Origin of the sequence: Bradyrhizobium sp. SYSU BS000235 (genome assembly GCF_049747295.1) — a bacterium.
In the GTDB taxonomy this organism is placed as follows: domain Bacteria; phylum Pseudomonadota; class Alphaproteobacteria; order Rhizobiales; family Xanthobacteraceae; genus Afipia.
Map to the genome: position 1 here is coordinate 556,200 of NZ_JBMHJM010000001.1, position 25,562 is coordinate 581,761.

Here is a 25,562-nt window from a genome sequence, read left to right on the forward strand (position 1 = left end):
CCGGCCCTTCAGGAATGCGCGTTACGCGAGATCGGATTTGGCCATCGCCTTGGCGCCAGCCGCGATGGACAGGACGATGTTCTGATAGCCGGTGCAGCGGCAAAGGTTGCCTTCCAGCTCTTCACGAATGACCTCGTCACTCAGATCGTGGCCCTTGCGGTGGACCAAATCGACCGCCGTCATGATCATGCCGGGCGTGCAGAAACCACACTGCAGACCGTGATGCTCACGGAATGCCTCCTGCATCGGATGCAGCGGAGCGCCGTCAGCGGCCAGCCCCTCGATCGTCTTGACTTCATGCCCGTCAGCCATCACCGCCAGCGTGGTGCAAGCCTTCACTGCCCTGCCGTCGAGATGAACGACGCAAGCGCCACACTGCGACGTATCGCACCCGACATGCGTACCTGTCAGCTTGAGGTTTTCACGCAAGAACTGCACAAGCAGCGTGCGCGGATCGACATTCGCTGTCACAGGATTGCCGTTCACGATCAGTGAAATCTTGGCCATCAACACTCTCTATTTTTGTCGGCTGGACGCCTGGCGCAACGCCGCGGGGAGCGGCGCAGGCGTGTTTATAATGGTTCCAAACGCATAATATGGGGCTGCGCGGCAATGAGCAACCTCAGGCCGCGACGCGCCGCACAAGAAGACTTGATTGATGCGAGGACCAGCTATGCCGAAATGATGTCAGCCGGCTTTGACGGCATCAGCAAATTTCGCAAAAAATTCATCCGCGACTTTTTTAGCCGAGCCGTTGATCAGCCGCTGTCCGAGCTGCGCCAGCTTGCCACCAATCTGAGCCTCGACATTATATGTCAACAGCGTGCCGTCATCCTTGTCAGCCAGCGCAACAGTCGCTCCGCCTTTGGCGAAACCGGCGACGCCGCCCTCGCCCTCACCTGAAATCTTGTAGCTGTTCGGCGGATCAAAATCGCTCAGCGTGACCTTGCCTTTAAAGCGCGCGGAGACTGGACCGACTTTCATCTTCGCCACGGCCTCGAACTGGTTGTCGCCCGACTTGGTCAATTCCTCGCAGCCGGGGATGCAGGCTTTGAGAATCTCCGGATCGTTGAGCTTGTCCCAAACCACCTGGCGAGGGGCTGCAAGCTGGACTTCACCGGTCATCGTCATCGCCATGGGATATCTCCGAATTCAGCTATGCCGCATCTGCGGCTGGCAGTTCTCAATTAGGCCGCGAAGGCGGTAAAGGAAAGAGGCTCGTACAATATTGATGCGGCCTATTGGCACGTTTGGGCGTGACAGCTAGGGTCCCCACATCATGACGACCGCCCTTTCGCCCCTGCTGGCCCCCCTGCTGTCCAGTCCCGCCATGCGCGCGGTCTGTGACGATACAGCATATCTGCAATACATGCTGGACTTCGAGGCGGCGCTGGCCCGTGCTGAAGCAGCTACGGGCACAATTCCCGGCTCCGCAGCAAGAATCATATCCGACGGATGCAGAGCCGAAAATCTTGACGCTGCCGCGCTGGCAAATGCTGCCAGCAAGGCGGGCAACCTTGCGATCCCGCTGGTCAAGGCCCTGACAGCCCACATCGCAAAAGCTGATCCAGAGGCCTCCCGCTACGTGCACTGGGGCGCCACGAGCCAGGACGTCATCGATACGGCAACGATGCTGCAATTGAGGGCAGCAACGAACGCGCTGCTGAACGATGTCGACCGGGCCATCAAGGCATTTGCCGCACTGGCGGTGACCCATCGCCATACCGCGATGGTTGCGCGGACGTGGCTGCAGCACGCATTACCAATGCCGTTCGGTCTGAAGCTCGCCGAATATGCAGCCGCCCTGCACCGTTCACGGGCTCGGCTCAAGCGTTTGCAAACTGAAACAATCGCGCTGCAGTTTGGCGGCGCCGCAGGCACCCTCGCAGCCCTCGGCGACCCGGGAATGAGCATCGCCGCACAACTCGCGAAAGAACTATCGCTTCCGCTGCCTGACGCGCCTTGGCACACGCATCGCGACCGGATTGCGGATGTTGCATCCGTTCTGGCGATCCTCGCAGGCACCTGCGGCAAGATCGCTCGCGACGTCTCGCTGATGATGCAAACCGACGTCGCCGAGGCGTTCGAACCCGCCGGCGCGGGCCGTGGCGGCTCTTCGACAATGCCGCACAAGCGCAATCCCGTTGCTGCGGCGAGCGCGCTGGCAGCAGCGACCATGGCTCCCAATCTCGCCGCCACGATTTTCGCCGCGCAAGTGCAGGAGCATGAGCGCAGTGCGGGTCCATGGCACGCCGAATGGCCGACCTTGCCCACGCTGCTCCTTGTCACGTCGGGTGCACTTGCCGCCATTGTCGACATCGCCGAGGGAATCGAAGTTGATCCCGCTCGCATGCGCACCAACCTCGAGACCACGCACGGTCTCGTCATGGCGGAAGCCGTTGCCATGGCATTGGCCGAAAAGGTCGGCAAAAGCGAATCACATCACATCATCGAGGCTGCGAGCCGCCGATCGGTCGAGACCGGGCAGCACCTGCGCGATGTGCTGAAAGATGACAACCTCGTCACCACCCACATCAGCGCCGAAAAACTCGATGACCTGTTCGAACCGATGTCCTATCAGGGCGCATCGCAACAGCTGATCGACCGGTTGCTGGCGTCGCTGAAGACCTAAGAATACGGAGAAGTTTTATGCCTATGATCGATGCGGACGGCTGCCTCCTCAACGTCTCGGTTGAAGGCCGCGAAAGCGGTCCCACGATCATGCTGTCCAATTCGCTCGGCACCACATTGCAGATGTGGGAGCCGCAAATGGCGGCGCTGACGAAATTGTATCGCGTCATCCGCTACGACCGCCGCGGTCACGGCAAGTCCGGCGTTCCTGCCGGCCCCTACTCGATGGAGCGCTTCGGCAAAGATGTGCTGGCGATCCTGGATGACCTCAACATCGAGAAGGTCCATTGGTGCGGCGTCTCGATGGGCGGCATGGTCGGCCAATGGCTGGGAGCGAACGCGCCGGAGCGTGTCGGCAAGCTCATTCTCGCAAACACGGCCTGTTACTATGCGGACCCGACCAACTGGTTGAACCGCATCAAAGCCGTCAGTGAAGGCGGCCTCGCTGCGATTGCCGACACGGTGATTGCCGCCTGGTTGACCGCTGACTTCCGAGAACGCGAGCCGCAGATTACGGCGCGCCTGAAGCAGATGCTGCTCAATAGCCCGGCACAGGGTTATATCGAATGCTGCAAGGCGCTGAGCACCCTCGATCAACGCGAGTTGTTGCCGCGTATCACCGCCCCAACGCTTGTGATTGCCGGGCGTCAGGACGTCGCAACACCGGTGGAAGCCGGCGAATTGATCCGCAAAAGCATTCCCGGCGCGAGCATGACCCTGCTCGATGCAGCTCATATTTCCAACGTCGAACAGTCGCACAGTTTTACCGAAGCCGTGGTCGGCTTTCTGACGCAGCGCTGAGGCCACGCGATGGATGAAGAAGCTCGCAGCCAACTCGGCACAAAACAGCGCCGCAAAGTCCTGGGTGACGCCTGGGTCGATAAATCAGCCGCGGGCAGGAATTCGTTCAACGCGGATTTTCTGGACCTGATCAGCCGCTACGCCTGGGGCGAGATCTGGACGCGGCCGCATTTCGACGAGCGGACCCGGCGTGTCCTTGTGATCGGCACGATGATGGCGCTCGGCCATTGGGACGAATTCCGGATGCATGTACGCGCGGCCCTCAATGAAGGCGGCTTCGCACCGGACGATATCAAGGAAATTTTGCTGCAGCAGGCGATCTATTGCGGTGTACCTGCCGCCAATCATGCCATCAAGGAAGCGGCCGCCATTCTTCAGGAACTCGGGCTGCTCGACAGATAAACCTGTTGAGGCATGTCTGCGGCGCCTGCGTCTGCCGCAGACGTCGCAACCTTCTGGTCATTCTCAATAATCAGCAAAATCGTTGCACCGAGCAGCAACAGCGCCTCGCTGGCATGCAGATGAAGCGCGGCCTGCTCGCCGACTTTCGATGCGGCGATCAGGCTCGCCATGCTGATGAACGCGCCGAGGCCAAGCGCAAAGCCGAGCGCCTCGTCACTGCTGCCCTTCTTGCGAATGGATTCGCGGATGATCAGCAATAAAAAGACCATAAAAAATGCGGCAACCATGATCTTTCCGAGCGCGAGCATCCATGCGAAGCGCGTGGTGCCCAATGCCGACAGATTGACAAAGTCGCTGACATACATCGCCGGACCGATGTTGGTGCGGTCGTAAAGTCCGCGAATTGGCGAAACCCAGATTTTCATCGCAGAGATCGTCCACGACGGAATGAAGTAGGATGCCAGAAGCACGCCGTTGAAAGTGCTGATCCGCCAGTCTTTGGACATGCCGCCCCGTCGAAAATCGATGAATGTCGACGGAGCTAACTCTACGCCACTGCGAGGGACAATTTAAACTCTTCTTTAACGTTAACGCGGCGGCGCCAGCGGTGGATCACTGTGGATAAATCAGGCTGCGACCATAAAAAATCCCGCCGTTTGGCGGGATTTTCCAAGGCGGGATTTTCCAAGTATCTGAGCAAACAGATCAGACCATCCTAATGGCCGCCTTTTTGCCCTTGCTGACCCGACTGCTGGCCTGGCTTCTGGTTGGGGTCCTGCTGCTGCTGGCCGGGCCGCTGGCCACCACCCTGCTGCTGGCCGGGCTTCTGGTTTGGATTCTGGCTCTGCTGGCCGGGATTTTGATTCGGATTGTTACCCATAGCGACGTCTCCCTTGTTGGGTCGCGGAAGGTAACGATCCCGGTCTCCGGTTGGTTGCAAAGGAACTTCTGTTCCTCTGCTGTCTTTTGGCGGTTTCGGCCAGCAGGCGCAGGAACCTTGCAGCGCAACCCAACTCGGCGTGGATGACGACGCCAAGCCGCAGCCCGTGCGGTTGCCGCCCCTTGTTCCCGCTGTTAGAAAATGGGACGACGCGACGATCCGGCTGCCGGAGCCCTCAACGTGTCGATTGTTGTGCATGATCTCGACACAGGAATCGGTTCTCCGGGTCAGGTCGCGCCAACACAGGATAAACGCAGCAAATTCGGATACATCCGGTATCCCCTTTTGCCGGATTTGCTCAAACACGGCAGCCTATGGACTATTTCGCCCAGCAACTCATCAACGGACTGGTGCTCGGTTCGATCTACGGTCTGATCGCCATCGGCTATACGATGGTGTACGGCATCGTCGGCATGATCAATTTCGCCCACGGCGATATTTTCATGATCGGCGGCTTTATCGCCCTCATCACGTTTCTCATTCTGGTCTCGATCGGCCTGACTGCTATTCCCGTCATCCTGCTGCTGGTGCTGCTGGTGGCGATGGCCGTCACCGCCCTGTACGGTTGGACAGTCGAGCGGATTGCCTATCGCCCGCTGCGTCAATCCTTCCGCCTTGCCCCGATGCTGTCCGCCATCGGCATGTCCTTCGTCCTGTCGAATTTCTCACAGGTAGCCCAAGGCGCGCGCGTAAAGCCCGTGCCGCCAATCATTACCGGCGGACACACCTTGTTCGAGCGCGATGGCTTTGTCGTGCAACTCTCCAACATCCAGATCATCGTCGTGATCACCACTGTGATCCTGCTTGCCCTCTTTTCCTGGTTGGTCGCGCGGACGCGGCTTGGCCGCGACATGCGCGCCTGTGAGCAGGATCAAACAATGGCCGCGCTGCTGGGTGTCGATGTTGACCGCACCATCTCCATGACGTTCGTGATCGGCGCAGCACTCGCTGCGGTCGCCGGCATGATGTATCTGCTCTACTACGGCGTGGTCGATTTCTTCATGGGCTTCGTCGCCGGGATTAAAGCCTTCACCGCCGCGGTGCTTGGCGGCATCGGCTCTCTGCCAGGCGCCATGCTCGGCGGACTCGCCATCGGCCTGATCGAAACGTTTTGGGCGGCCTACTTTTCGTCCGAATACAAAGACGTCGCCGCCTTCTCGATCCTGATCATCGTCCTCATCTTCCTCCCGACCGGCCTGCTTGGCCGTCCCGAAGTCGAGAAAGTCTGAGGTCAAACGTGGCGCAAACGTCCAATCCAACCACGCGTGCGCCATCCCGCAAATCGGCGTCGGATCAAGGCGTGGCCTTCATCTTCAAGAAAGCAATCCTGAGTGCGCTCGTAGCGCTCGTCCTGTTTTCATTGATGATCGGCATCCGTACCGAAGCCGGGCCCGCGGGACAATTGATCTACTGGACCCGCTTCGGTGACCTCGCGGCACTCGTCGCGGCCGTGTTCTTCGGAAGCATCGCAATCGAATTGCTGCGGCGCTGGATCGGGCCAACCAAACAAATCCTTGTTCTGCCTACAACTGTCAGCAACAGCTTTGCCTCGGTGCGTCATCTGGTTGCTCCGGCACTTCTGGTGCTCACCTGTCTGGTACCGGTGATCTTCTACGATCAGCGCTACATCCTCGATCTTGGCATTTTGGTACTGACTTACATCATGCTGGGCTGGGGGCTGAACATCGTGGTCGGCCTCGCAGGCCTGCTCGATCTCGGCTATGTCGCATTTTACGCCGTCGGTGCATATTCCTACGCGTTGCTCGCCAAGTTCGGCCTGCCGTTTCTGACCTTGCTTTCACATTATCCCTATGTGTCCGTCGACTTCGTCCAATTAGGTCCGTGGGCCTTCTGGGTGCTGCTCCCGATCTCGGGCATCCTTGCCGCCTTCTGGGGTATGCTCCTTGGCTTTCCGGTGCTGCGATTGAAAGGCGATTATCTCGCTATCGTCACCTTGGCGTTCGGCGAAATCATCCGTCTCGTTCTGCTGAACTGGCAAAACGTCACTGGTGGGCCGAATGGCATCGACGGCGTCCCCCGCCCAACACTGTTTGGAATCCCGCTCACCAACACTGACGATGGCCTCGCGGCCCGCCTCGGCATTGAGTTTTCGGCGACCCATCGCGTCGTGTTTCTGTTCTACCTCATCCTCGCGCTCGCACTGCTGACAAACTGGGTGACCATTCGCCTGCGGCGCCTGCCCATCGGCCGCGCGTGGGAAGCCCTGCGCGAAGATGAAGTGGCTTGTCGCTCCCTCGGCATCAACACCACGATGACGAAATTGTCCGCCTTCGCAACCGGTGCGATGTTCGGCGGCTTTGCCGGCGCATTCTTCGCAACGCGCCAGGGCTTCATCAGTCCGGAGTCGTTCACGTTTCAGGAATCTGCGCTCGTCCTAGCGATCGTGGTTCTCGGCGGAATGGGCTCGCAGTTGGGTGTAGCACTCGCCGCGGTCGCCATGATCGGCGGCTTCGAGCTGTTCCGCGGATTCGAACAATTCCGCATGCTGGTGTTCGGTTTGGCCATGGTCCTGCTGATGATCTGGCGGCCGCGTGGCCTGATCGGTCATCGCACACCATCGGTCTTTCTGGAAAAACGGACGGAGATTTCATCCTCGATGGTCAAGGAAGGCCACGGATGAATTTGACGACAGGCGCCCCCGACGACATTCTTGTGGTGGATCACCTGTCGATGCGCTTCGGCGGCATCGTGGCAGTGAACGACCTGTCGTTTGCGGCCAGGCGCGGCGATATCACCGCCCTGATCGGCCCGAACGGCGCCGGCAAGACCACGGTGTTCAACTGCATCACGGGTTTTTACAAGCCGACGACTGGCATGATGCGTCTCGTGCACGACGATCGCCGGGAATTCCTGCTTGAGCGGTTGTTCGACTACCGCATCTCCAAAGTGGCGAAAGTTGCCCGCACCTTCCAGAACATTCGCCTGTTTGCCGGCATGACGGCGCTCGAAAACCTGATGGTGGCCCAGCACAACACGCTGATGAGCGCATCAGGCTATTCGCTGCTGGGGCTGCTCGGCACACCCGGCTTTCGCAACGCCGAGACCGCGGCTATCGACCGCGCCCGTTATTGGCTCGATAGAATCGGATTGACCGCTCGCGCCGACGATGCCGCCGGCAACCTCGCCTATGGCGACCAGCGACGGCTCGAGATTGCGCGCGCGATGTGCTCCGAGCCGGCCTTGCTGTGTCTCGACGAACCTGCCGCAGGACTGAACGCGCGCGAGAGCGATGAGTTAAGCCAACTCCTGCTCGCGATCCGCAAGGACCACAGCACGTCCCTGCTTTTGATCGAGCACGACATGTCGGTGGTGATGGAAATTTCCGATCGCATCTTCGTGCTCGATCATGGCGTCAAGATCGCCGCCGGCACGCCTCGCGAGATCCGTGACGATCCCGCGGTCATCGCCGCGTATCTTGGTGCTGATGAAGAGACCGCCCTCAAGGTCATGGAGGGCGAGTCATGAGCAGACCGTTGCTCGCCATTCGTGGCCTGGTCGCGGCCTACGGACACATCGAAGCGCTGAAAGGCGTCGATCTCGACATCAACCCCGGCGAGATCGTGGCGCTGATCGGCGCCAACGGTGCCGGCAAGTCCACGCTGATGATGTCGATCTTCGGCCGGCCGCGCGCCAAGTCGGGGACTATCGAATTCGATGGACAGGACATTACCGGCATACCGACACATCACGTCGCGCGCCTGCGGATTGCTCAATCACCGGAGGGACGCCGTATCTTCCCTCGCATGAGCGTGGCCGAAAATCTTCGCATGGGTGCGGACGCCGCGGTTGAGACCAGCGAGGCTGAGTATAACACGACGCTCGACCGTGTCTTTGCATTGTTTCCGCGCCTCAAGGAGCGCATCGCCCAGCGCGGCGGCACCCTGTCCGGCGGCGAACAGCAAATGCTCGCAATCGGTCGCGCACTGATGAGCCGCCCTCGCCTCTTGATGCTGGATGAGCCTTCGCTCGGGCTGGCGCCGCTGATTGCACGCCAGATTTTCGACGCCATTCGCGAGCTCAATAAAAAAGATGGTCTGACGGTTTTGATCGTGGAGCAAAACGCCAACCACGCCCTGAAACTGGCACACCGTGGCTATGTGATGGTCAACGGTCTGATCACGCTCAGCGGGACCGGAACCGATCTGCTCGCCCGACCTGAAATCCGTGCGGCCTATCTCGAAGGTGGACGGCATTGAGCGATCTGTATTCAAACGAATCCATCGTTCAGGTGCTGTTCGTGACACTTGTGCTGGGCGGAGGGTGCGCTCTGCTCGCGGGACGTGCGATCGCTCTGACCTGGAGAAACATCTGGACCGTGGTCGCCGCGATGATCCCGATGGGGTTTGCGGTGCGCTTCGTTCACTTCGCGCTGTTCAACGAGACGTTGCTGGCGCCCAGAGCCTATCTCGTCGAAACGCTCATTCTTCTGATCATTGCCGGCCTTTCGTTCCAGCGCACGCGCGCGCGCCAGATGATCCAGCAATATTACTGGCTGTACGAATCAAATGGCCCCCTGGGCTGGCGACTGCGGCAAGATGCCTAGTGGTCCGATTCTAACATTCGCATACCGTTCGGCAGGCCCTCTTGCGAATGTTAGAATCAAAGGACCACTAGCAAGTATAACCAGCTAGTGGCGTTTTGGATTTGACATTCGCTTGACGAACTCGCGGTTAGGTCGGTAGCGAATGTCAAATCCACGCCACCAGTTAACTCCTGACCCGGCTGAAAATTGCCCATGACTTGACGGTAAAATCAGCCGACAATGGCTGTGATTTGTTCCCGACGGGCCGTCTGGCCATGCTTCACGAGCTTCATGAGGACTGTTCTATGAAACCAATCAACATCCTTGGCCTTGCATTCAGCGCGTCGATGCTGTTGTCGACTGCGGCGTTTGCGCAAGACATCTCGGTGGCCGTCGCCGGTCCGATGACGGGTAGTGAATCCGCCTTCGGCCGCCAGATGAAGAATGGTGCCGATATGGCTGTCGCCGATCTCAATGCAGCCGGCGGTGTCATCGGGAAGAAGCTATCGCTGCAAACCGGCGACGATGCGTGCGATCCGAAGCAAGCGCGCTCGGTGGCAGAGAAGCTTGCCAGTTCGAAAGTCAAATTCGTTGCGGGGCATTTCTGCTCATCGTCATCGATCCCGGCATCTGAAGCTTATGCCGAAGGAAACGTGCTGCAGATCACGCCAGCCTCCACCAATCCGGTCTTCACAGAGCGGAAGCTGTGGAATGTGCTTCGCATGTGCGGCCGCGACGACCAACAGGGTCTCGTCGCTGCGCAGTACATTCTCAAGGCGTATGCCGGCAAGAACGTCGCCATTCTCAACGACAAGACGACCTACGGCAAAGGCCTCGCCGACGAAACCAAGAAGGCGCTCAACGCTGCCGGTTTCAAGGAGAAGCTGTTCGAGTCCTACAACAAGGGCGACAAGGACTTTAACTCCATCGTCTCGCGCCTGAAGCGCGAGAACATCGATCTCGTCTATGTCGGCGGCTACCATCAGGAAGCCGGTCTCATCCTGCGCCAGATGCGCGATCAGGGCATGAAGACGGTGCTGATGGCCGGCGACGCCATGAACGACAAGGAGTTCGCCTCGATCACCGGCGCGGCCGCGGAAGGCACGCTGTTCACGTTCGGTCCTGACCCGCGCAACAAGCCGACCGCAAAGGCGATCGTCGAGAAGTTCAAGGCGAAGGGCATCGATCCCGAAGGTTATACGCTCTACACCTACGCCGCGTTCCAGGTCTGGTCGCAGGCGGTGGCGAAGATCAACAGCACCGACCCGAAGAAAGTCATCGAGGCCATCAAGGGTGGCGAGTGGGATACAGTGCTCGGCAAGTTGTCATTCGATGCCAAGGGCGACATCAAGCTGATCGACTACGTCGTCTACAAATGGGATGCCAAGGGCAACTATGCGGAGCTGGACAAGGGGTCCTGAACCTAGTTTAGCCGTCGAAGTTCCAACAAGCCGCTCTGTTTATTGCAGAGCGGCTTGTTTCATTTCATCCGAAGTTCTGTAGCGCAGGGAACGTCTCGAGCAGCCAGATACTCGCCGACGATACTGAGCCGGTGAGAAATGCGACACCGGTGAGGACCATCAACACGCCCATGACGCGCTCAACGGTGGCAAGATGTTTCTTCATGCGAGACAGCATGGAGGAGAAACGTTCAACCATGAAGGCTGCCAGCAGGAACGGAATGCCGAGACCGGCCGAATAAACCGCGAGCAATCCCGCCCCTTTTGTCACCGTCGCTTCAGATGCCGCGACCGACAGAATCGCGGCAAGGATCGGTCCGATGCACGGCGTCCAGCCGAAGGCGAACGCAAGCCCCATCACATACGAGCCCCACAGCCCGACAGGCTTTGGAATCGGCAACCTGCCCTCGCGCATCAAGAAACCGATGCGCGTCAGCCCGAAGAAATGCAGGCCCATCAGGATAATCACGACGCCGGCGACAATCGACAATTGCGCGGACCAGGCGCGAATAAACCCGCCGATAAAACTCGCGCTGGCCCCCAGGGCGACAAAAACCGTGGAAAATCCAAGGACGAAGATCAGCGCCGACAGCATCACCGCACGCCTGGAAGCCCGAGGCTCATCTTCGCTGGCGACATGCTCGATTGTCGCGCCTGTCAGATAAACAAGGTACGGCGGCACCAGCGGCAACACGCAGGGCGAAAGGAAACTGATAAGGCCGGCCAACAGCGCGGCGGGGATCGAAACACCATGGATCATGCCGCTTATTGCACTGTGCCCGGTATGCTATGCAAGCTCCGCTCCGCTCGTTCCGCGTGTTGTGATCGGAGTTTGGGTAGGCATTTCGTCTTGGACATCGGTTCTAACCGGGATGACACTTAGGGGGCTCATCGATGAACAATCTGCTGACCGACATCGACGGCGTCAGGGTCGGCCACGCCGAGGACGCAACCGTCGCATCGGGCGTCACAGCAATTATCTTCGACGAGCCTGCCGTCGCGTCTGCCGATGTCCGCGGCGGCGGACCGGGGATCCGGGATGGCGCTTTATTGGAATTGCCGAACACTGTTGAGCGCGTGGACGCGATTGCGCTGTCGGGAGGCTCGGCTTTTGGTCTCGAAGCCGGCGGCGGCGTCCAGGCCTGGCTTGCCGAACATGGCCGCGGTTTTCCGGTTGGCGACGCGCTGATCCCGATCGTGCCCGGCGCTGTCATGTTCGACATGCTGAACGGCGGCAACAAGAAATGGGGCCGGTTCCCGCCTTACCGTGATCTCGGACACGCCGCCGCAGCAGCAGCAAGCACAACTTTTGCGTTGGGCAGTGTCGGCGCAGGGCTCGGCGCCACGACCGCGAATTTCAAGGGCGGGATCGGGTCCGCCTCTGCCGTGACGCCGGATGGCGTGAAGGTCGCGGCCATTGCGTCGGTCAATGCCGTGGGCAGCGTCAACGTTGGCGATGGGCCGTGGTTCTGGGCTGCCCCCTTCGAGGTGAACAACGAGTTCGGCGGACGCGGACTGCCGCCCGCTTTTACGCCCGACATGCTGTCCATGCGCTTGAAGGGTGCCCCAGTTACGACCGCGATCGAAAGCACAACGCTGGCCGTCGTCGTCACCGATGCGATCCTGACCAAACCACAGGCGAAACGTCTTGCGATGATCGCGCAGACCGGATTTGCGCGCGCGATTTATCCGGTTCACGCCCCGCTCGATGGCGACGTCGTCTTCGCCGCGGCCACCGGCGTCAAGCCGATCGATCCGCTGATCGGATTAACCGAACTGGGCGCTCTCGCAGCAAACGTCGTTGCCCGCGCCATCGCCCGCGGCGTTTATGAAGCTAGCGCTCTGCCGTTTGCCGGCGCATTGCCGGCATGGAAGCAAAAGTTCGGGAAATAGAGCCCGCAGCGCGCTCAGAGCGCCGCGCGCCACAAGCCATTAGACACGAACAGAAAGCGATTGCTTCGCTGCCATTGAAAGCGCGTCGGTGCGGTGCTGCGCCATCTTCTCAGCCAGATTGTAGGTTGAGGCTGCATTGCCGGGCGTATTATTTGCCGGAGCCGCTTGGCTCGTCGTAAGGGTCGTACCGTCCGCATAAGTCATCGTGGTCGTGATCGAGCCATCGCTATTCGTCACCGACGTGGTCGTTGCAGCTTGCAGGGCCTGCATCAGTGCATCCGCACCGCCGCCGCCCTTGCCGCCGCCACCGTGTGCATGATGCGCCCCGCCGGCCTTGCCCTTCAGCGCGGAGGCCATTTCTTCGATCGTCACCGAACCGTCGCCGTCGGTGTCCATCTTGTTGAAGACATTGTCCGCAGCCGCAGTATTCGTCCCGCCGGCGCCGAGCTTGTCCTCGAATTCACCTTTTGTGATCTTGCCGTCGCTGTTGCCGTCGATCTGCCCAAACAGATCCTTGAGCGCGTCGGATGGCTTGCTGGGGTCTTGCGATGCAAGCAGCGCGTTAAACGTCGCCGGCGACAAGGTTCCGCTGGTGCGGGCAGCACTGCTCGACAGGATTTGCGTTGAACCGGACGTTTTGCCCAGATCGGTCAGGCTGAACGGGCTTGAGCCGTCTTGCGAACCAGTCGTTTTTGTCGCGCTGGACTTTGGCTTAACCAGCGACGACAGAAAATCCACCGCTCCCGCGGCGGCGCTCGCTGCAGCACCAGCAGCTCCCAAGGCAAAAAGCATCGCGACACTCCCCGAATGCCGCACGGGAATGCGGCTCAGATGATCCCGCAAATCATCCAGCAAATGCCGTGCCGCGCATCAAACCCAGCAAAAACAGGTACTTCGCAGCCCCACATCACCGCCCGGCACGGCAACTTCTGCCGCAACGGCAGAACTTGCCGTCCCCTTTGCCGCGCAAGCCTGTGTAAGCTTTATGCCTCGCGTTGCGAGCCGTACGCTCGCATGTTAGGCGGAACAGCTTGCCGCAGCCGGCGAACCACTGGAACCAACGATGTCCCAACCCTTCACGTCACGCCCCCTGATCATCGCGCCGTCGATCCTGGCCTCGGATTTCTCGAAGCTCGGCGAAGAGGTCCGCGCCGTCGATCAGGCAGGCGCAGACTGGATGCACCTCGACGTGATGGACGGCCACTTCGTGCCGAACATTTCCTACGGCCCGGACGTCATCAAGGCGATGCGCCCCTATTCGAAGAAAATCTTCGATGCGCACCTGATGATCGCGCCGTGCGATCCGTACCTCGAAGCCTTCGCCAAGGCCGGTTGCGATCACATCACCGTTCACGCGGAAGCCGGCCCCCATCTGCATCGGTCGCTGCAGGCGATCCGCGCGCTTGGCAAAAAGGCCGGCGTGTCGCTCAATCCCGCGACACCTACCAGCGCCATCGAATACGTGATCGACACCATCGATCTCGTGCTGGTGATGTCGGTCAATCCGGGCTTCGGCGGACAGTCGTTCATCCCCGCCGTGCTGGAAAAGATCTCGCAGGTCCGTGCGATGTGTGCCGGCCGGCCGATCGATATCGAAGTGGACGGCGGCGTGACGGCCGCCAATGCTGCGGAGATTGCGGCTGCGGGTGCCAATGCTTTCGTGGCGGGCTCCGCCGTGTTCAAGGGCGGCACCATGGAAAGCTACAAGGCAAACATCTCCGCGATCCGCAACGCAGCCGCATCGGTGCGCGGCGAAGCGATCTGATCACCGGCGACATCCGGGCTGCCGTATAGGCAGCCCGGCTTGCTCAATCAGTTCTTTGCCTGCGTGAAGATCTTCACGTCTTCTTCCAGCAACAACCTGTCCTTCACGAGCTGTCGCGCCGCCTTCTCGATGGCCGCAGCACGATCGCCTTCGTGAGGGTATCGCTCCGCCATCGACAGGCGTGGATCGCCGGTCTTCAGCCGCTCGTCTTTGGTCGCGGCGAACGGGATCATCGATCCATTGTTCTCGCACAACTCGCCTTCCGAATATCCCGCCTTGCGGACATTCCATCCGGTGTGCGTCGCAGCCGGTGCTTCCAATGTCGGCAGATGCACGCCCGCAATGGCGCGGCCATCGGCATCCGTCTTCGGCAGAAATGCCGGATAAGGCTTGCCCTTGCGTGGCGGCATGACGCTGAAATCGATCAGCACCGGCTTTGTCATCGTGCCCTTGTAGGGAAAGCCGGGAATCTTCGGAAAGCCGACAGCTTCGATCGTTGGCTCGACCAACGTCCCATCCGCCCGGCTCGGGTACCTGCTCGGCGGCGGCTCGGTTCCGTTGGTGATCCAGGCATCGAGCGCAACCAGCTGAGCCCGCACCGACGGACCCGCATTCAGCGGATTGGTCGGAAACTGGCAGGTCTTGGTCATCGCCGGTTTCGAGTTGGCCAGCGCGAAATGCTGCAGATTGGACAGGAAATACAGCCGGACATTGTCGGGCATCGTGATCGCGTTGCCCTGCGTATCGGTCACCACCAGCGAAGCGCGCTGCTGATAGAATTCGATCTCGCTGTCGGACTTGATGATCTTGGGACAATTCTTGGCCGCAAGGCAGCGCGCCAGCAGCCCATCGCTCTTCCCTGTCAGTGCATCGGTCGTGACCGGATAGGTGAACGGAAATTCCGATCCCGGGTAGATCATATCGGCGTGCTGATACGGAGAACGGCCGGGCTGGCTGAAGCGGTAGTTCGTGAACGTCTTCTTGCCACCGGAGATGTGCGGCATCAGTCCTTCAAACACCACACGATCGGATTCATCGCCGTTGAATCCGAGATAGATGAAATCGTGCAGATAGCGGCCGCTCTGCGACAGGCCGAACCCGATCGCCTTGTCGATGCGACCATCGAGCACATTGGCGTTGCCTGCGGCATCCGCCTTCTCATAGCGCAGAAACGAAACCACATCGCGCGTTGCGGCAAAGCCGAGCCCCATGACCTTCGGGTCTTTCGCGGGATAGACGAGTTCGTAGATCGCACCCGCATCGAAGTTCGCCGGCCGCGAAATCGACACCTTGCGATCGCCATCGTATTTAAACGACATATCCGCAGGCTTGGTTCTCTCGTCCGCTTCACGTTCGCGAACCGTCAGCTTGGCCTGCGCCGGATCAAGATCAGCCGCCGGATAGCTGAGCGTGCCAGTGACCGGGTTGTCCATGTTGTCGAACACGAATTCCTCGCGCGCCGCCCCTGTGATGCCGGGCACCACCGGCGGCGTAAACGTCATGCGTCCACCGCCCGGCACAATGTCACCCTGCCAGCCGCTCCACACCAGCGTGTAGCCGCGGTTCATCAGGAAGCCGTTCCCGGCGTCGCCAGCCTTCGCCAGATCATTGACGACCGGGTTGTCGTCATTGAACAGCGCAAAGCCGAGCTTGCCGCCACGGTTCAGCGCTTCATAAAAAAGCCTTCGATTGCCATTGGCGGCATTGGTCGGCCGAAGGATTTCGACATCGGTCGTGGCTTCCACCTGCCCCTGCGCATTGCGCGGCGCCTTGTCGACATCGACGATAATGGAATTATGCAGATCGCCGGGCGCCACTGCGATGGTGGCGCGGGCGATAATCCTGTCGTAGGTGCCGACACTGCCGAACGTGCGCCCTTCAAAGGCAGGCGATTCCGTCCGGACAACTTCGAATTTAACGACCTTGGCGGATGCCACCCCAACAGGTGCAGCAAAGGCAGCGGCGGCCAGCGCCACCGCAACAGAGCGTTTCATGGTCTCTCCCGTTTTTGCCCGGACTTTGCGCCCGGTTGAAAGCGACGCTATCAGCCGACCCGCACGGCGGAAAGATACGGCCGGGAATACCCCTTCCCCAGTTCACGCCTCTCGCAAAGCGCGCGAATCCTCGGCCTCGCGAATTGGTCAAAAGCCACGGAAAAGACTGCAAAAAACGGCCCGTTTTGTTTGTCTCCGGCGGCGGCTTCTGGTACAGCCTCCGCGAAAGGACTCCGACATGATCCCACGCTATTCCCGCCCCGAAATGGTCTCCATCTGGGAGCCTCAGTCACGCTTCAAAATCTGGTTTGAGATCGAGGCCCATGCCGCTGATGCGCTGGCAGATCTCGGTGTGATCCCGAAGGAAGCCGCCAAGACCATCTGGGCCAAGGCGAAGGACGCCACCTTCAACGTCGAGCGGATCGACGAGATCGAGCGCGAGACCAAGCACGACGTCATTGCCTTCCTGACACACCTCGCCGAAATCGTCGGCCCGGAAGCGCGTTTCGTGCACCAGGGGATGACGTCCTCGGATGTGCTTGATACCTGCCTCAATGTGCAACTGGTACGCGCAGCGGATCTGCTGCTGGCCGACATCGACAAGGTGCTGGAGGCTTTGAAGCGCCGCGCCTTCGAACACAAGATGACGCCGACCATCGGCCGCTCGCACGGCATCCACGCCGAGCCGGTGACCTTCGGCCTGAAGCTTGCCTACGCCTATGCCGAGTTCAGCCGTGCCCGCGCCCGCCTTGTCGCGGCGCGCAAGGAAGTCGCGACCTGCGCCATCTCCGGCGCGGTCGGCACCTTCGCCCAGATCGATCCGCGCGTCGAAGAACACGTCGCCAAGGCGATGGGTCTCGAGGTCGAGCCGATCTCGACGCAGGTCATTCCGCGCGACCGCCATGCGATGTATTTTGCAACGCTCGGCGTGATTGCGTCATCGATGGAGCGGCTTGCGGTGGAAATTCGCCACATGCAGCGCACCGAAGTGCTCGAGGCCGAAGAGTTCTTCTCCGAAGGCCAGAAGGGCTCCTCGGCGATGCCGCACAAGCGCAACCCCGTGCTGACGGAGAACCTCACCGGCCTGTCGCGCATGGTGCGCGCCTATGTGACACCGGCACTGGAAAACGTCGTGCTCTGGCACGAGCGCGATATTTCGCACTCGTCCGCAGAGCGCATGATGGGTCCGGATGCGACCGTGACCCTCGACTTCGGGCTCAATCGTCTCGCAGGTGTGGTCGACAAGCTGCTGGTCTATCCGGCCAACATGCAGAAGAACCTGGATCGCCTCGGCGGGCTGGTTCACTCGCAGCGCGTGCTGATTGCGTTGACGCAAAAGGGTGCGTCACGCGAGGACGCCTACAAGCTCGTGCAGCGTAACGCCATGCCGGTCTGGCGCGGTGAAGGCGAATTCCTGCCGCTGCTGAAGAAGGATGCCGACGTGAAGAAATATCTTAACGATGCCGAACTCGAGGAGCAGTTCGATCTTGGCTATCACTTCAAGCACGTCGACACGATCTTCAAGCGCGTGTTTGGAGCGGCCTGAGCTGATGGGAGTTGTCACCACCGTCAGCTTGAGCAAGAGCCACACTTTCAGCAAGCCGAACTCTCTGAGCATCCGCTTGCTGAAAGGCCTGGGCGTCGTTGGCGACGCGCATATGGGCGAGACGGTCAAGCACCGCTCGCGCGTTGCGAAAGATCCGACCCAGCCGAATCTGCGGCAAGTGCATTTGATGCACGAGGAGCTGTTCGACGAACTTCAGGCCAAGAGCTTTATCGTTCGCCCCGGCGACATGGGTGAGAATGTCACCACGCGCGGCATCGACCTGCTTGGCCTGCCCACCGGCACGCGGCTTCACCTCGGTGAGAACGCGGTTGTCGAGATCACCGGGTTGCGAAATCCGTGCGTCCAGATCGACCAGTTCCAGAAAGGTCTGATGGCGGCGACGCTCGACAAGGACGCCGACGGCAACCTGATCCGCAAGGCAGGCGTGATGAGCGTTGTGCTCGCCGAGGGCGACGTCCGTCCCGGTGATGCAATTCGCATCGAGCTGCCTGAAGGGCTCCACCAGCCGCTAAAGCCGGTTTAAGGCATCGGCCAGTCCAGGATGCTCACAGGAATGCCGCCCCGCTCATCATTTTGCCATTGATGCGAACAACGATGTTCCGGAACCTGCGCTCCGGATACGTAGGATCAGACCAAAGTCTTGAAGCATTTCAACGCAATGGGAGCGTGGGGAGCCGGAGGCCCTTCAATTTTTGCTGCTCCCAGAATAACAACTGAATCGTAACCGCTGGTCCATTAGCCTGTTTCCTGTGTCACACACACCGACCATTCTTGTGTTCGATTCCGGCCTCGGGGGTCTCACCGTCTTCCGTGAGATCATTCGGGTGCGGCCGCTCGCGAACTACGTCTATGTCGCCGACGACGCCTATTTTCCGTACGGCCAGCACACCGAAGACGAAATTATTGCCCGCGTCGTGCCGTTGATCGGCGAATTGATCACCGCCCACCGGCCTGACCTCGTCGTGATCGCATGCAATACCGCCTCAACATTAGTGATGGCGCATCTGCGTGAGGCTTACACCGTTCCCTTTGTCGGCACGGTGCCTGCGATCAAACCTGCCTGCGCGTCATCGAAAACCAAGCGTGTCTCGGTGCTTGGCACCAAGGGCACGGTGAAGCGCGAATACACCAAGGCATTGATCCGCGATTTTGCACAAGGCTGTGACGTCACCCTCGTGGGTGCTGAAAACCTCGCCAGTCTCGCAGAGGCAGCGCTGAAGGGAGAAAACATCAGCGACGAGGCGATTGCCGCTGAGATTTCGCCCTGCTTTCTCAATGGCGACGCGCGAACCGACACTGTCGTGCTAGCCTGTACCCACTATCCGCTTCTCAATGATCGTCTGAGTGCGCTTGCTCCTTGGAGTGTCGACTGGATCGATCCTGCACCAGCGATCGCACGGCGTGTGAACGATCTGCTTGGCGCATCGAACAGCGGGACCCACTCATCCCCTGCCCAGTTCATCTTCACATCGGGGCAAGAGCCGTCGCCGATTCTTGCAAAGGCGCTGCAGCCGTTTTTCGGCGCTCGGCTGGTTGCTTGAGCAGCGCGCTTCTTTCTCTGCGACAACTTCACTGCTAGCCTCATCTCGTCCGTTTCACAAAGAAAACGACAAGGGAGGAATTGATGGTGAAGCTCAGAAAGTCATTGCTTTGTGCTGCTGTTGTTGCCCTCGCGGGCATCGGCGCTGCGATCGCTCAGCAGCCGCCGGCGGGTATCAAGCGCACGCCGCTGCAGAAGATCGATTTCCCTGACGGCTACACGACGGTTACCGGTATTGCCGAAATCGGCCCGGGCGGAGCCGCCGGACGGCATACCCATCCCGGCATCGAGACCGGATACGTATTGGAGGGAGAAGCCGACCTCGTCATCGACGGCCAGCCGGACAAGCACCTGAAAGCCGGCGATTCCTACGTGATCCCTGCCGGCGTGGTGCACGATGCCAAGGTTCATGGCGACAAGCCTTTGAAAGTGCTAGGAATTTACATTGTCGACAAGACGAAGCCGCTGGCTACACCGGCCCCGGCAAAGTAGTCGATCTGTTTGACATTGCGGGGGATTTTCCATAGAACCCCCTTGCTCGCGGGCCGTCTTCGGCCCGCGTTGTGTTTCGCGACCCGTGGTTTTCCTCATCAAGCTTATGAGGCGGACCTGTCGGCACTGGAATTCTCCGGTGCACAGGAGGGCGCGTTTCCTCAAAACCTTAAACTTGAAAGAGGACGCGATGACTAAGCGTAGTGAGGCGAAGTATAAAATCGATCGCCGTATGGGCCAGAACATCTGGGGCCGCCCGAAGAGCCCCGTCAACAAGCGTGAATACGGCCCCGGCCAGCACGGCCAGCGCCGCAAGGGCAAGCTCTCCGACTTCGGCACGCAGCTGCGCGCCAAGCAGAAGCTCAAGGGCTACTACGCCAACATTTCCGAACGTCAGTTCTACGCGGTGTACGTGGAAGCGACCCGCCTCAAGGGTGACTCGGGCGAAAACCTGATCGGCCTGCTCGAGCGCCGTCTGGACGCCGTTGTTTACCGCGCCAAGTTCGTCTCGACGATGTTCGCTGCCCGCCAGTTCATCAACCATGGCCACATCAAGGTGAACGGCAAGCGCGTCAACATCGCCAGCTACAAGGTGAAGGTTGGCGACGTGATCGAGGTGAAAGAATCTTCCAAGCAGCTCACCTTCGTGCTCGAAGCCAACCAGCTTGCCGAGCGTGACGTTCCTGACTACCTGGAAGTCGATCACGGCAAGCAGACCGCAAAGGTCTCGCGCATTCCGGGACTGTCGGAAGTGCCCTTCCCGGTCCAGATGGAGCCGCATCTGATCGTCGAATTCTATTCGCGCTAATTGATCCAGCGCGATTGCGAAAAACGAAAAGGCCGCCCGATGGGCGGCCTTTTTGTTTGGCGCGCAGTCAACCGTCGCTTACTTCTCGATCGCTCCGTAGATCATGCCTTTCAGCGCCGATTGGATGCGGCCGCGCTGGGAAGGCGACTGGATCATCAGGATGGCGAACATGTCTTCCTTCGGGTCGACGAGGAAGTACGTTCCACTGCCGCCGCTCCATTCGTATTCGCCGATCGATCCGGCCCAATGGGCAACGCCCGCATCGGTACGCACCGCGACACCAAGCCCGAAGCCATAGCCCGCGCCGGGGAAATAATAGGCCCAGGGTTTGACGCCGGCCGCTTCGCCGATGTGATTGGACGTCATGAACTCCACGGTCTTGGGACCAAGGATGCGTTTGCCATCGAGCGTTCCCTTGTTGAGCAGCATCTGCAGGAAACGCGCGTAATCGTTGATTGAAGCGACCATGCCGCCCCCGCCGGACTCCCATTTCGTAACAATCCGCGGATCACGCTCGAGCTTCTCTTTCGGGAATGGAAAGGCGAGCTTGTCCTGCTTGGCGGGATCGGTCACGAAGAAACTCGTGCTGGTCATGCCGAGCGGATCGAGCAGGTTCTCCTTCTCGAATTCGTAGAGCGACTTTCCTGATATGACCTCGATCACCCGTCCCAGTACATCGGTGGCGTGACCGTAGACCCAGACGTCTCCAGGCTGCGCGATCAGCGGCAACGCCGCGATCTTGTCGGCGACTTCCGCATTGGTGAATTTGCCGGAGACGAGATCGGCGGCGTCGTAGGGTTTCTTCACCACGCCATAGGCTAGCGAGGCATAGGGAATGCCCGCAGTCTGCCGCATCAAGTCATGGATCAGCATCGGGCGATGCGGCGCGACCAGATCGAGGGTCGGCTGACCGTCCGGCCCCATCTTCTCGGCCCCGACCTTCACGTTGTAGAAGCCGTGGATGTACTGGCCAACCTCGTGATCAAGCGCGAGCTTGCCCTGCTCCACCAGCATCAACGCGGCAACCGAGGTGATCGGCTTCGTCATCGAATACAGCGTGAAGATGGTGTCAGGCGTCATCGGCGCCTTGGTCGCCACGTTACGAACGCCGAAGGATCCGTAATAAGCCGTCTCGCCATGGCGCTTGATGAGAACGATCGCGCCGGGAATCTTTCCCGTCGTCACTTCGTTCTGGAAATAGTCAGTCACCAGCTGCAGCCGCTGCGGTGAAAAGCCGGCCTGCTCCGGCTTGGACTCGCCGATGATTCCGGCATTCGCAATCGAAATCACCGTCGTGGCGATGACGATTGCAGTAATCAGGGTAACGACGGCCTGACAACGACGAAAAAGGCGGCGGGACAAGTGGGACCTCAGGGTTAGTGGCTCGGCAGACTTTAGCCAGCGTTCACAGTCACGCAAGTCCGCGTGTTAAGCCAAGCCGAAAGTCGGATTTTTCCTATGCATGGTCATCTAGTGGTCCGATTCTAACATTCGCATTTAATCTCGGCAGGCACCTCCTGCGAATGTTAGAATCAAAGGACCACTAGCAAATATAAGTTTCTAGTGGAGTTTTGGATTTGACATTCGCTTGACGAACTCGCGGCTGGGTGTAGCGAATGTCAAATCCACTCCACTAGCTTCGCTAAATTGCCGTCCAATGTTCGATCGAGAGAAATGACGCGTCATGTTTACCCCCGCTCCACGCGATCCAACGCTTCCGCCCATTCGCATTAATCTGCTGTCGGATACGCAAACCCGCCCGACGCCAGCGATGCGCGAGGCCATGGCGCGGGCCGAAGTCGGCGACGAGCAGATCGGGGATGATCCCACCGTCAAATGCTTTGCGAACGCGTTGCGGAGCTACTTGGCAAGGAAGCGGCAGTGTTCATGCCGTCCGGCACGATGTGCAACGTCGCTGCGGTGCTCGCCACGTGCCGGCCCGGCGATGAAATCCTCGCGCACGAATCCGCGCATATCCTGACGCGCGAAGGCGGAGCCCACGCCGCGCTGGGTGGAATTCAGATCACACCGCTGCCGGGCGCCAACGGGCAATTCACAGCGGAAACATTGCAGGCCGCGATCCAAGCGCCATCACGTTATGCGGCCGCGCAGACACTCGTCAGCGTCGAACAGACGGCCAATATCGGCGGCGGGACCATCTGGCCTCAGGGCCTCCTCGGCGACATCGCCGCAATCGGGAAGGCCAACAAGCTCGCGACCCACATGGATGGCGCGCGGCTGCTCAATGCCTGTGTTGCCACAGGCATCTCGGCGCGTGAGATGTCCGTCGGCTGGGATTCGGTCTGGATCGACTTCACCAAGGGCCTCGGCGCTCCGCTTGGTGCGGTGATGGCCGGTTCACATGACTTTATCGACGATGTCTGGCGCTGGAAGCAACGGCTGGGCGGCGCCCTGCGCCAGGCGGGCAATTCCGCGGCGGCCTGCATCTATGCCCTTGATCACCACGTCGATCGTCTCGCTGATGATCACGCCAATGCGCGAACGCTCGCGCGAGGGCTTGCGCAAATCCAGGGCGTCGTGGTCCAGCAGCCCGAGACGAACCTGGTGTTCTTTGAAACCGACGGCGCGGGCATTCCACCGCAGCAACTGGTGAACAAGCTACGCGCGCACGGCGTGTTGATTTCGATGCTGGACAGCCGCAGGATCAGGGCCTGCACCCATCTCGATGTGAGCGCGGCGATGATCACGGAGACCATCGACCTCGTACGCGACATCCTGCGACGAGACGCCTGACAACGCAGGCAAACAAAGGCCCGGACGCAGGGCGCCCGGGCCTTTGAAATTCCTAATCGATCGAATCAGCCGGCTGGCTGCTGGACCGCAACGCCCTTGTCGGCGAGCAATTGCTGCAGCTCACCCGCCTGGAACATTTCGCGGATGATGTCGCAGCCGCCCACGAACTCACCCTTCACGTAGAGTTGGGGAATCGTCGGCCAGTTCGAATAGATCTTGATGCCGTCACGCAGTTCGCCCGATTCAAGAACGTTGAGGCCCTTGTAGGCGATCCCGACGTGATCGAGGATCTGGACCACCTGGCCCGAGAACCCGCACTGCGGAAACTGCGGCGTGCCCTTCATGAACAGCACGACGTCGTTGGACTTCACTTCGTTCTCAATGAATTGCTCAATGCTCATAGTCGCGTCCTCTAGGGGTCCATCCCTGCCTAGGGCCGGGATTCGCTCATCCACCTGTCACTTTGGTCATATATGTAGACCGAAATGGTTCCGCATCCCAATCAAATTGGTGAGGAGGAGCCATGCTTTCCCATGAATCGCCCGTCTCCGAGGGTCGAACACCCCAATTTCCTCCGGCCCAGCTTAGGGCATCGAATGGGTAACATTATCTTTAATTCTCTCGTATCTCCCCTATCTAGGACAAACTGTTCCTGGAACCGATCCGCGGGAGGATCGTTCTCCCCCGAACCGGAGATTTTCGTGACGAAACCAGCTTCTACCTCCGCCGCCGCGACATTCCTCTCCGTTTCCCAGGCCCCCCATAGTGATCTCGCGGCCAGTCTGCTTGCCGCCTATCAGGCTGTCCGGGACGAAACCGAGCGCCGGGCCGCCCCTCTCTCCCCAGAAGATCAGCTTGTGCAGTCCATGCCGGACGCCAGCCCCGCCAAATGGCATCGCGCCCATACCACGTGGTTCTTCGAACAGTTTCTGCTTGGCGAACACTGCCCGGGCTACGCGCCCTACCATCCGGACTACGCCTACCTGTTCAACTCTTACTACGTCACCGCAGGACCGCGGCACGCACGAGCCCAGCGCGGTCACCTGACCCGTCCCGGCGCGGAGGCTGTCACGGCCTATCGCAAGCATGTCGACGCAGCCGTTGCCAAGTTTTTCAGCGAAGCAAGCGAAGACCAACTCGCTTCTCTGGTGCCGCTGATCGAGGTCGGCCTCAATCACGAACAGCAGCATCAGGAATTGATGCTGACGGATATCCTGCACGCCTTCGCACAAAACCCGATCCCGCCAGCCTACAACGCGGCGTGGACGTTTCCCGCCGCATCCCGAGCGGGGGCAGAATGGGTGACGCTGACCGAGGGCATCCACACCATCGGACATCCGAACGATACCTTCCACTTCGACAATGAAAAGCCGGCGCACCGCGCACTCGTCGGCCCGGTCAAGCTCGCACGCAATCTTGTGACCAATGGCGAGTGGCTCGCCTTCATCAAGGACGGCGGCTACAGCACAGCCACACTCTGGTTGATGGACGGCTTCGCGACTGTCTCCAATGAAGAGTGGCAAGCTCCCGGTCACTGGCGCAACATCGACGGTGCCTGGCACATCATGACACTGGGTGGTCTTCAGCCGGTGGACCCCGCAGCCCCCGTCTCGCACGTGAGCTACTATGAGGCCGATGCATTTGCGCGTTGGAGCGGCAAACATCTCCCCACCGAGATGGAGTGGGAAGTCGCAGCCCGCGCAGGGCATCTCAACGATGCATTCGGCATCGTCTGGCAATGGACCCGCAGTTCATATTCGCCCTACCCCGGCTATCGGGCCATCGAAGGCGCGCTCGGCGAATATAACGGCAAGTTCATGGTCAATCAGCTCGTGCTGCGAGGCTCATCGCTCGCCACGCCGGAGGGCCACAGCCGCGTCACCTATCGAAACTTCTTCTATCCTCACCATCGCTGGCAATTTACGGGGCTCCGCCTCGCCGACTACGCCGTCTGACTTGATGAACGGGCGCA

General features: G+C 60.1%; 26 protein-coding genes and 1 pseudogene. 18 read left to right on the forward strand and 9 right to left on the reverse strand.

Annotation, left to right across the window (positions count from 1 at the left end):
• Positions 1 to 21: 21 nt before the first annotated feature.
• Positions 22 to 507, reverse strand: coding sequence for a (2Fe-2S)-binding protein (locus tag ACP0KA_RS02505; RefSeq protein ID WP_424627261.1), 486 nt, complete (start codon positions 505 to 507; stop codon positions 22 to 24).
• A 180-nt stretch (positions 508 to 687) separates the two neighbouring features.
• Positions 688 to 1,137 (reverse strand): SRPBCC family protein, encoded by a 450-nt coding sequence (locus ACP0KA_RS02510; protein WP_424627262.1) that lies wholly within the window; start codon positions 1,135 to 1,137, stop codon positions 688 to 690.
• Between the two features lie 142 nt (positions 1,138 to 1,279).
• On the opposite strand from ACP0KA_RS02510, the gene ACP0KA_RS02515 reads away from it, so the two are divergent.
• The 3 genes from ACP0KA_RS02515 to ACP0KA_RS02525 are packed head-to-tail and all read left to right on the forward strand — an operon-like array spanning position 1,280 to position 3,834.
• The gene (locus ACP0KA_RS02515) at positions 1,280 to 2,632 is read left to right on the forward strand and encodes a 3-carboxy-cis,cis-muconate cycloisomerase (RefSeq protein ID WP_424627263.1); all 1,353 of its coding nucleotides are present in this window, start codon (positions 1,280 to 1,282) and stop codon (positions 2,630 to 2,632) included.
• A 17-nt stretch (positions 2,633 to 2,649) separates the two neighbouring features.
• Positions 2,650 to 3,432: a 3-oxoadipate enol-lactonase gene (gene pcaD / locus ACP0KA_RS02520; RefSeq protein WP_424627264.1), complete on the forward strand. Its 783-nt coding sequence runs from the start codon at positions 2,650 to 2,652 to the stop codon at positions 3,430 to 3,432.
• A gap of 9 nt (positions 3,433 to 3,441) precedes the next feature.
• On the forward strand, positions 3,442 to 3,834 hold the full coding sequence (locus ACP0KA_RS02525) for a carboxymuconolactone decarboxylase family protein (protein ID WP_424627265.1): 393 nt from the start codon (positions 3,442 to 3,444) through the stop codon (positions 3,832 to 3,834).
• Here ACP0KA_RS02525 and ACP0KA_RS02530 read toward each other — a convergent pair.
• Together ACP0KA_RS02530 and ACP0KA_RS02535 are read right to left on the reverse strand one after the other, a co-directional pair.
• Positions 3,807 to 4,340 carry a hypothetical protein gene (locus ACP0KA_RS02530; protein ID WP_424627266.1) on the reverse strand — a complete coding sequence of 178 codons (534 nt, stop codon included), beginning with the start codon at positions 4,338 to 4,340 and terminating at the stop codon, positions 3,807 to 3,809. The two genes, ACP0KA_RS02525 and ACP0KA_RS02530, sit on opposite strands and share 28 nt — an antisense overlap.
• Before the next feature lie 209 nt (positions 4,341 to 4,549).
• Positions 4,550 to 4,714: a hypothetical protein gene (locus ACP0KA_RS02535; protein ID WP_424627267.1), complete on the reverse strand. Its 165-nt coding sequence runs from the start codon at positions 4,712 to 4,714 to the stop codon at positions 4,550 to 4,552.
• Positions 4,715 to 5,088: 374 nt separating this feature from the next.
• Here ACP0KA_RS02535 and ACP0KA_RS02540 point away from each other — a divergent pair, with 374 nt between their 5' ends.
• The 6 genes from ACP0KA_RS02540 to ACP0KA_RS02565 all read left to right on the forward strand — a co-directional run bounded on the left by ACP0KA_RS02540 (position 5,089) and on the right by ACP0KA_RS02565 (position 10,738).
• Positions 5,089 to 6,003: an ABC transporter permease subunit gene (locus ACP0KA_RS02540; RefSeq protein ID WP_424627268.1), complete on the forward strand. Its 915-nt coding sequence runs from the start codon at positions 5,089 to 5,091 to the stop codon at positions 6,001 to 6,003.
• An 8-nt stretch (positions 6,004 to 6,011) separates the two neighbouring features.
• On the forward strand, positions 6,012 to 7,415 hold the full coding sequence (livM, locus tag ACP0KA_RS02545) for a high-affinity branched-chain amino acid ABC transporter permease LivM (RefSeq protein WP_424627269.1): 1,404 nt from the start codon (positions 6,012 to 6,014) through the stop codon (positions 7,413 to 7,415).
• The gene (locus ACP0KA_RS02550; RefSeq protein WP_424627270.1) at positions 7,412 to 8,260 is read left to right on the forward strand and encodes an ABC transporter ATP-binding protein; all 849 of its coding nucleotides are present in this window, start codon (positions 7,412 to 7,414) and stop codon (positions 8,258 to 8,260) included. Before livM ends, ACP0KA_RS02550 begins: the two co-directional genes overlap by 4 nt.
• A complete protein-coding gene (locus ACP0KA_RS02555) occupies positions 8,257 to 8,991 on the forward strand; it encodes an ABC transporter ATP-binding protein (RefSeq protein ID WP_424627271.1) in 735 nt (244 codons plus the stop codon). The genes ACP0KA_RS02550 and ACP0KA_RS02555 overlap by 4 nt, the downstream gene beginning before the upstream one ends.
• Positions 8,988 to 9,338 carry a DUF6867 family protein gene (locus tag ACP0KA_RS02560; protein WP_424627272.1) on the forward strand — a complete coding sequence of 117 codons (351 nt, stop codon included), beginning with the start codon at positions 8,988 to 8,990 and terminating at the stop codon, positions 9,336 to 9,338. The genes ACP0KA_RS02555 and ACP0KA_RS02560 overlap by 4 nt, the downstream gene beginning before the upstream one ends.
• 284 nt (positions 9,339 to 9,622) lie before the next feature.
• Positions 9,623 to 10,738, forward strand: a complete 1,116-nt coding sequence (locus ACP0KA_RS02565; RefSeq protein WP_424627273.1) for a branched-chain amino acid ABC transporter substrate-binding protein — start codon at positions 9,623 to 9,625, stop codon at positions 10,736 to 10,738.
• Positions 10,739 to 10,802: 64 nt separating this feature from the next.
• On the opposite strand, the gene ACP0KA_RS02570 is transcribed toward ACP0KA_RS02565, so the two are convergent.
• Positions 10,803 to 11,537 (reverse strand): cytochrome c biogenesis CcdA family protein, encoded by a 735-nt coding sequence (locus ACP0KA_RS02570; protein ID WP_424627274.1) that lies wholly within the window; start codon positions 11,535 to 11,537, stop codon positions 10,803 to 10,805.
• A gap of 134 nt (positions 11,538 to 11,671) precedes the next feature.
• Between ACP0KA_RS02570 and ACP0KA_RS02575 the strand changes: the two genes are divergently transcribed.
• The gene (locus ACP0KA_RS02575; RefSeq protein WP_424627275.1) at positions 11,672 to 12,670 is read left to right on the forward strand and encodes a P1 family peptidase; all 999 of its coding nucleotides are present in this window, start codon (positions 11,672 to 11,674) and stop codon (positions 12,668 to 12,670) included.
• A gap of 39 nt (positions 12,671 to 12,709) precedes the next feature.
• Here the strand turns inward: ACP0KA_RS02575 and ACP0KA_RS02580 are convergent, their stop codons facing one another.
• Complete coding sequence (locus ACP0KA_RS02580) at positions 12,710 to 13,462, reverse strand: EF-hand domain-containing protein (RefSeq protein ID WP_424627276.1); 753 nt, start codon at positions 13,460 to 13,462, stop codon at positions 12,710 to 12,712.
• Positions 13,463 to 13,733: 271 nt separating this feature from the next.
• Between ACP0KA_RS02580 and rpe the strand changes: the two genes are divergently transcribed.
• On the forward strand, positions 13,734 to 14,435 hold the full coding sequence (gene rpe / locus ACP0KA_RS02585) for a ribulose-phosphate 3-epimerase (RefSeq protein ID WP_424627277.1): 702 nt from the start codon (positions 13,734 to 13,736) through the stop codon (positions 14,433 to 14,435).
• A 47-nt stretch (positions 14,436 to 14,482) separates the two neighbouring features.
• On the opposite strand, the gene ACP0KA_RS02590 is transcribed toward rpe, so the two are convergent.
• Positions 14,483 to 16,429 carry an alpha/beta hydrolase domain-containing protein gene (locus ACP0KA_RS02590; protein ID WP_424627278.1) on the reverse strand — a complete coding sequence of 649 codons (1,947 nt, stop codon included), beginning with the start codon at positions 16,427 to 16,429 and terminating at the stop codon, positions 14,483 to 14,485.
• Positions 16,430 to 16,667: 238 nt separating this feature from the next.
• Between ACP0KA_RS02590 and purB the strand changes: the two genes are divergently transcribed.
• The 5 genes from purB to rpsD all read left to right on the forward strand — a co-directional run bounded on the left by purB (position 16,668) and on the right by rpsD (position 20,836).
• Positions 16,668 to 17,975 (forward strand): adenylosuccinate lyase, encoded by a 1,308-nt coding sequence (purB, locus tag ACP0KA_RS02595; protein WP_424627279.1) that lies wholly within the window; start codon positions 16,668 to 16,670, stop codon positions 17,973 to 17,975.
• 4 nt (positions 17,976 to 17,979) lie between these two features.
• Complete coding sequence (locus tag ACP0KA_RS02600; RefSeq protein WP_424627280.1) at positions 17,980 to 18,519, forward strand: MOSC domain-containing protein; 540 nt, start codon at positions 17,980 to 17,982, stop codon at positions 18,517 to 18,519.
• Between the two features lie 226 nt (positions 18,520 to 18,745).
• Positions 18,746 to 19,537: a glutamate racemase gene (murI, locus tag ACP0KA_RS02605; RefSeq protein WP_424627281.1), complete on the forward strand. Its 792-nt coding sequence runs from the start codon at positions 18,746 to 18,748 to the stop codon at positions 19,535 to 19,537.
• A gap of 83 nt (positions 19,538 to 19,620) precedes the next feature.
• Positions 19,621 to 20,028, forward strand: coding sequence for a cupin domain-containing protein (locus ACP0KA_RS02610; protein ID WP_424627282.1), 408 nt, complete (start codon positions 19,621 to 19,623; stop codon positions 20,026 to 20,028).
• Positions 20,029 to 20,218: 190 nt separating this feature from the next.
• On the forward strand, positions 20,219 to 20,836 hold the full coding sequence (gene rpsD / locus ACP0KA_RS02615) for a 30S ribosomal protein S4 (RefSeq protein ID WP_424627283.1): 618 nt from the start codon (positions 20,219 to 20,221) through the stop codon (positions 20,834 to 20,836).
• 78 nt (positions 20,837 to 20,914) lie between these two features.
• On the opposite strand, the gene ACP0KA_RS02620 is transcribed toward rpsD, so the two are convergent.
• On the reverse strand, positions 20,915 to 22,153 hold the full coding sequence (locus ACP0KA_RS02620) for a serine hydrolase domain-containing protein (RefSeq protein WP_424631471.1): 1,239 nt from the start codon (positions 22,151 to 22,153) through the stop codon (positions 20,915 to 20,917).
• Between the two features lie 367 nt (positions 22,154 to 22,520).
• Between ACP0KA_RS02620 and ACP0KA_RS02625 the strand changes: the two are divergent.
• Positions 22,521 to 23,590: pseudogene (locus ACP0KA_RS02625) on the forward strand (threonine aldolase family protein).
• Positions 23,591 to 23,655: 65 nt separating this feature from the next.
• Here ACP0KA_RS02625 and grxD read toward each other — a convergent pair.
• Entirely contained in the window at positions 23,656 to 23,991 is a 336-nt protein-coding gene (grxD, locus tag ACP0KA_RS02630; RefSeq protein ID WP_424627284.1) for a Grx4 family monothiol glutaredoxin, read from the reverse strand.
• 300 nt (positions 23,992 to 24,291) lie between these two features.
• On the opposite strand from grxD, the gene egtB reads away from it, so the two are divergent.
• Complete coding sequence (gene egtB / locus ACP0KA_RS02635; RefSeq protein ID WP_424627285.1) at positions 24,292 to 25,545, forward strand: ergothioneine biosynthesis protein EgtB; 1,254 nt, start codon at positions 24,292 to 24,294, stop codon at positions 25,543 to 25,545.
• The last annotated feature ends 17 nt before the right edge of the window (positions 25,546 to 25,562 follow it).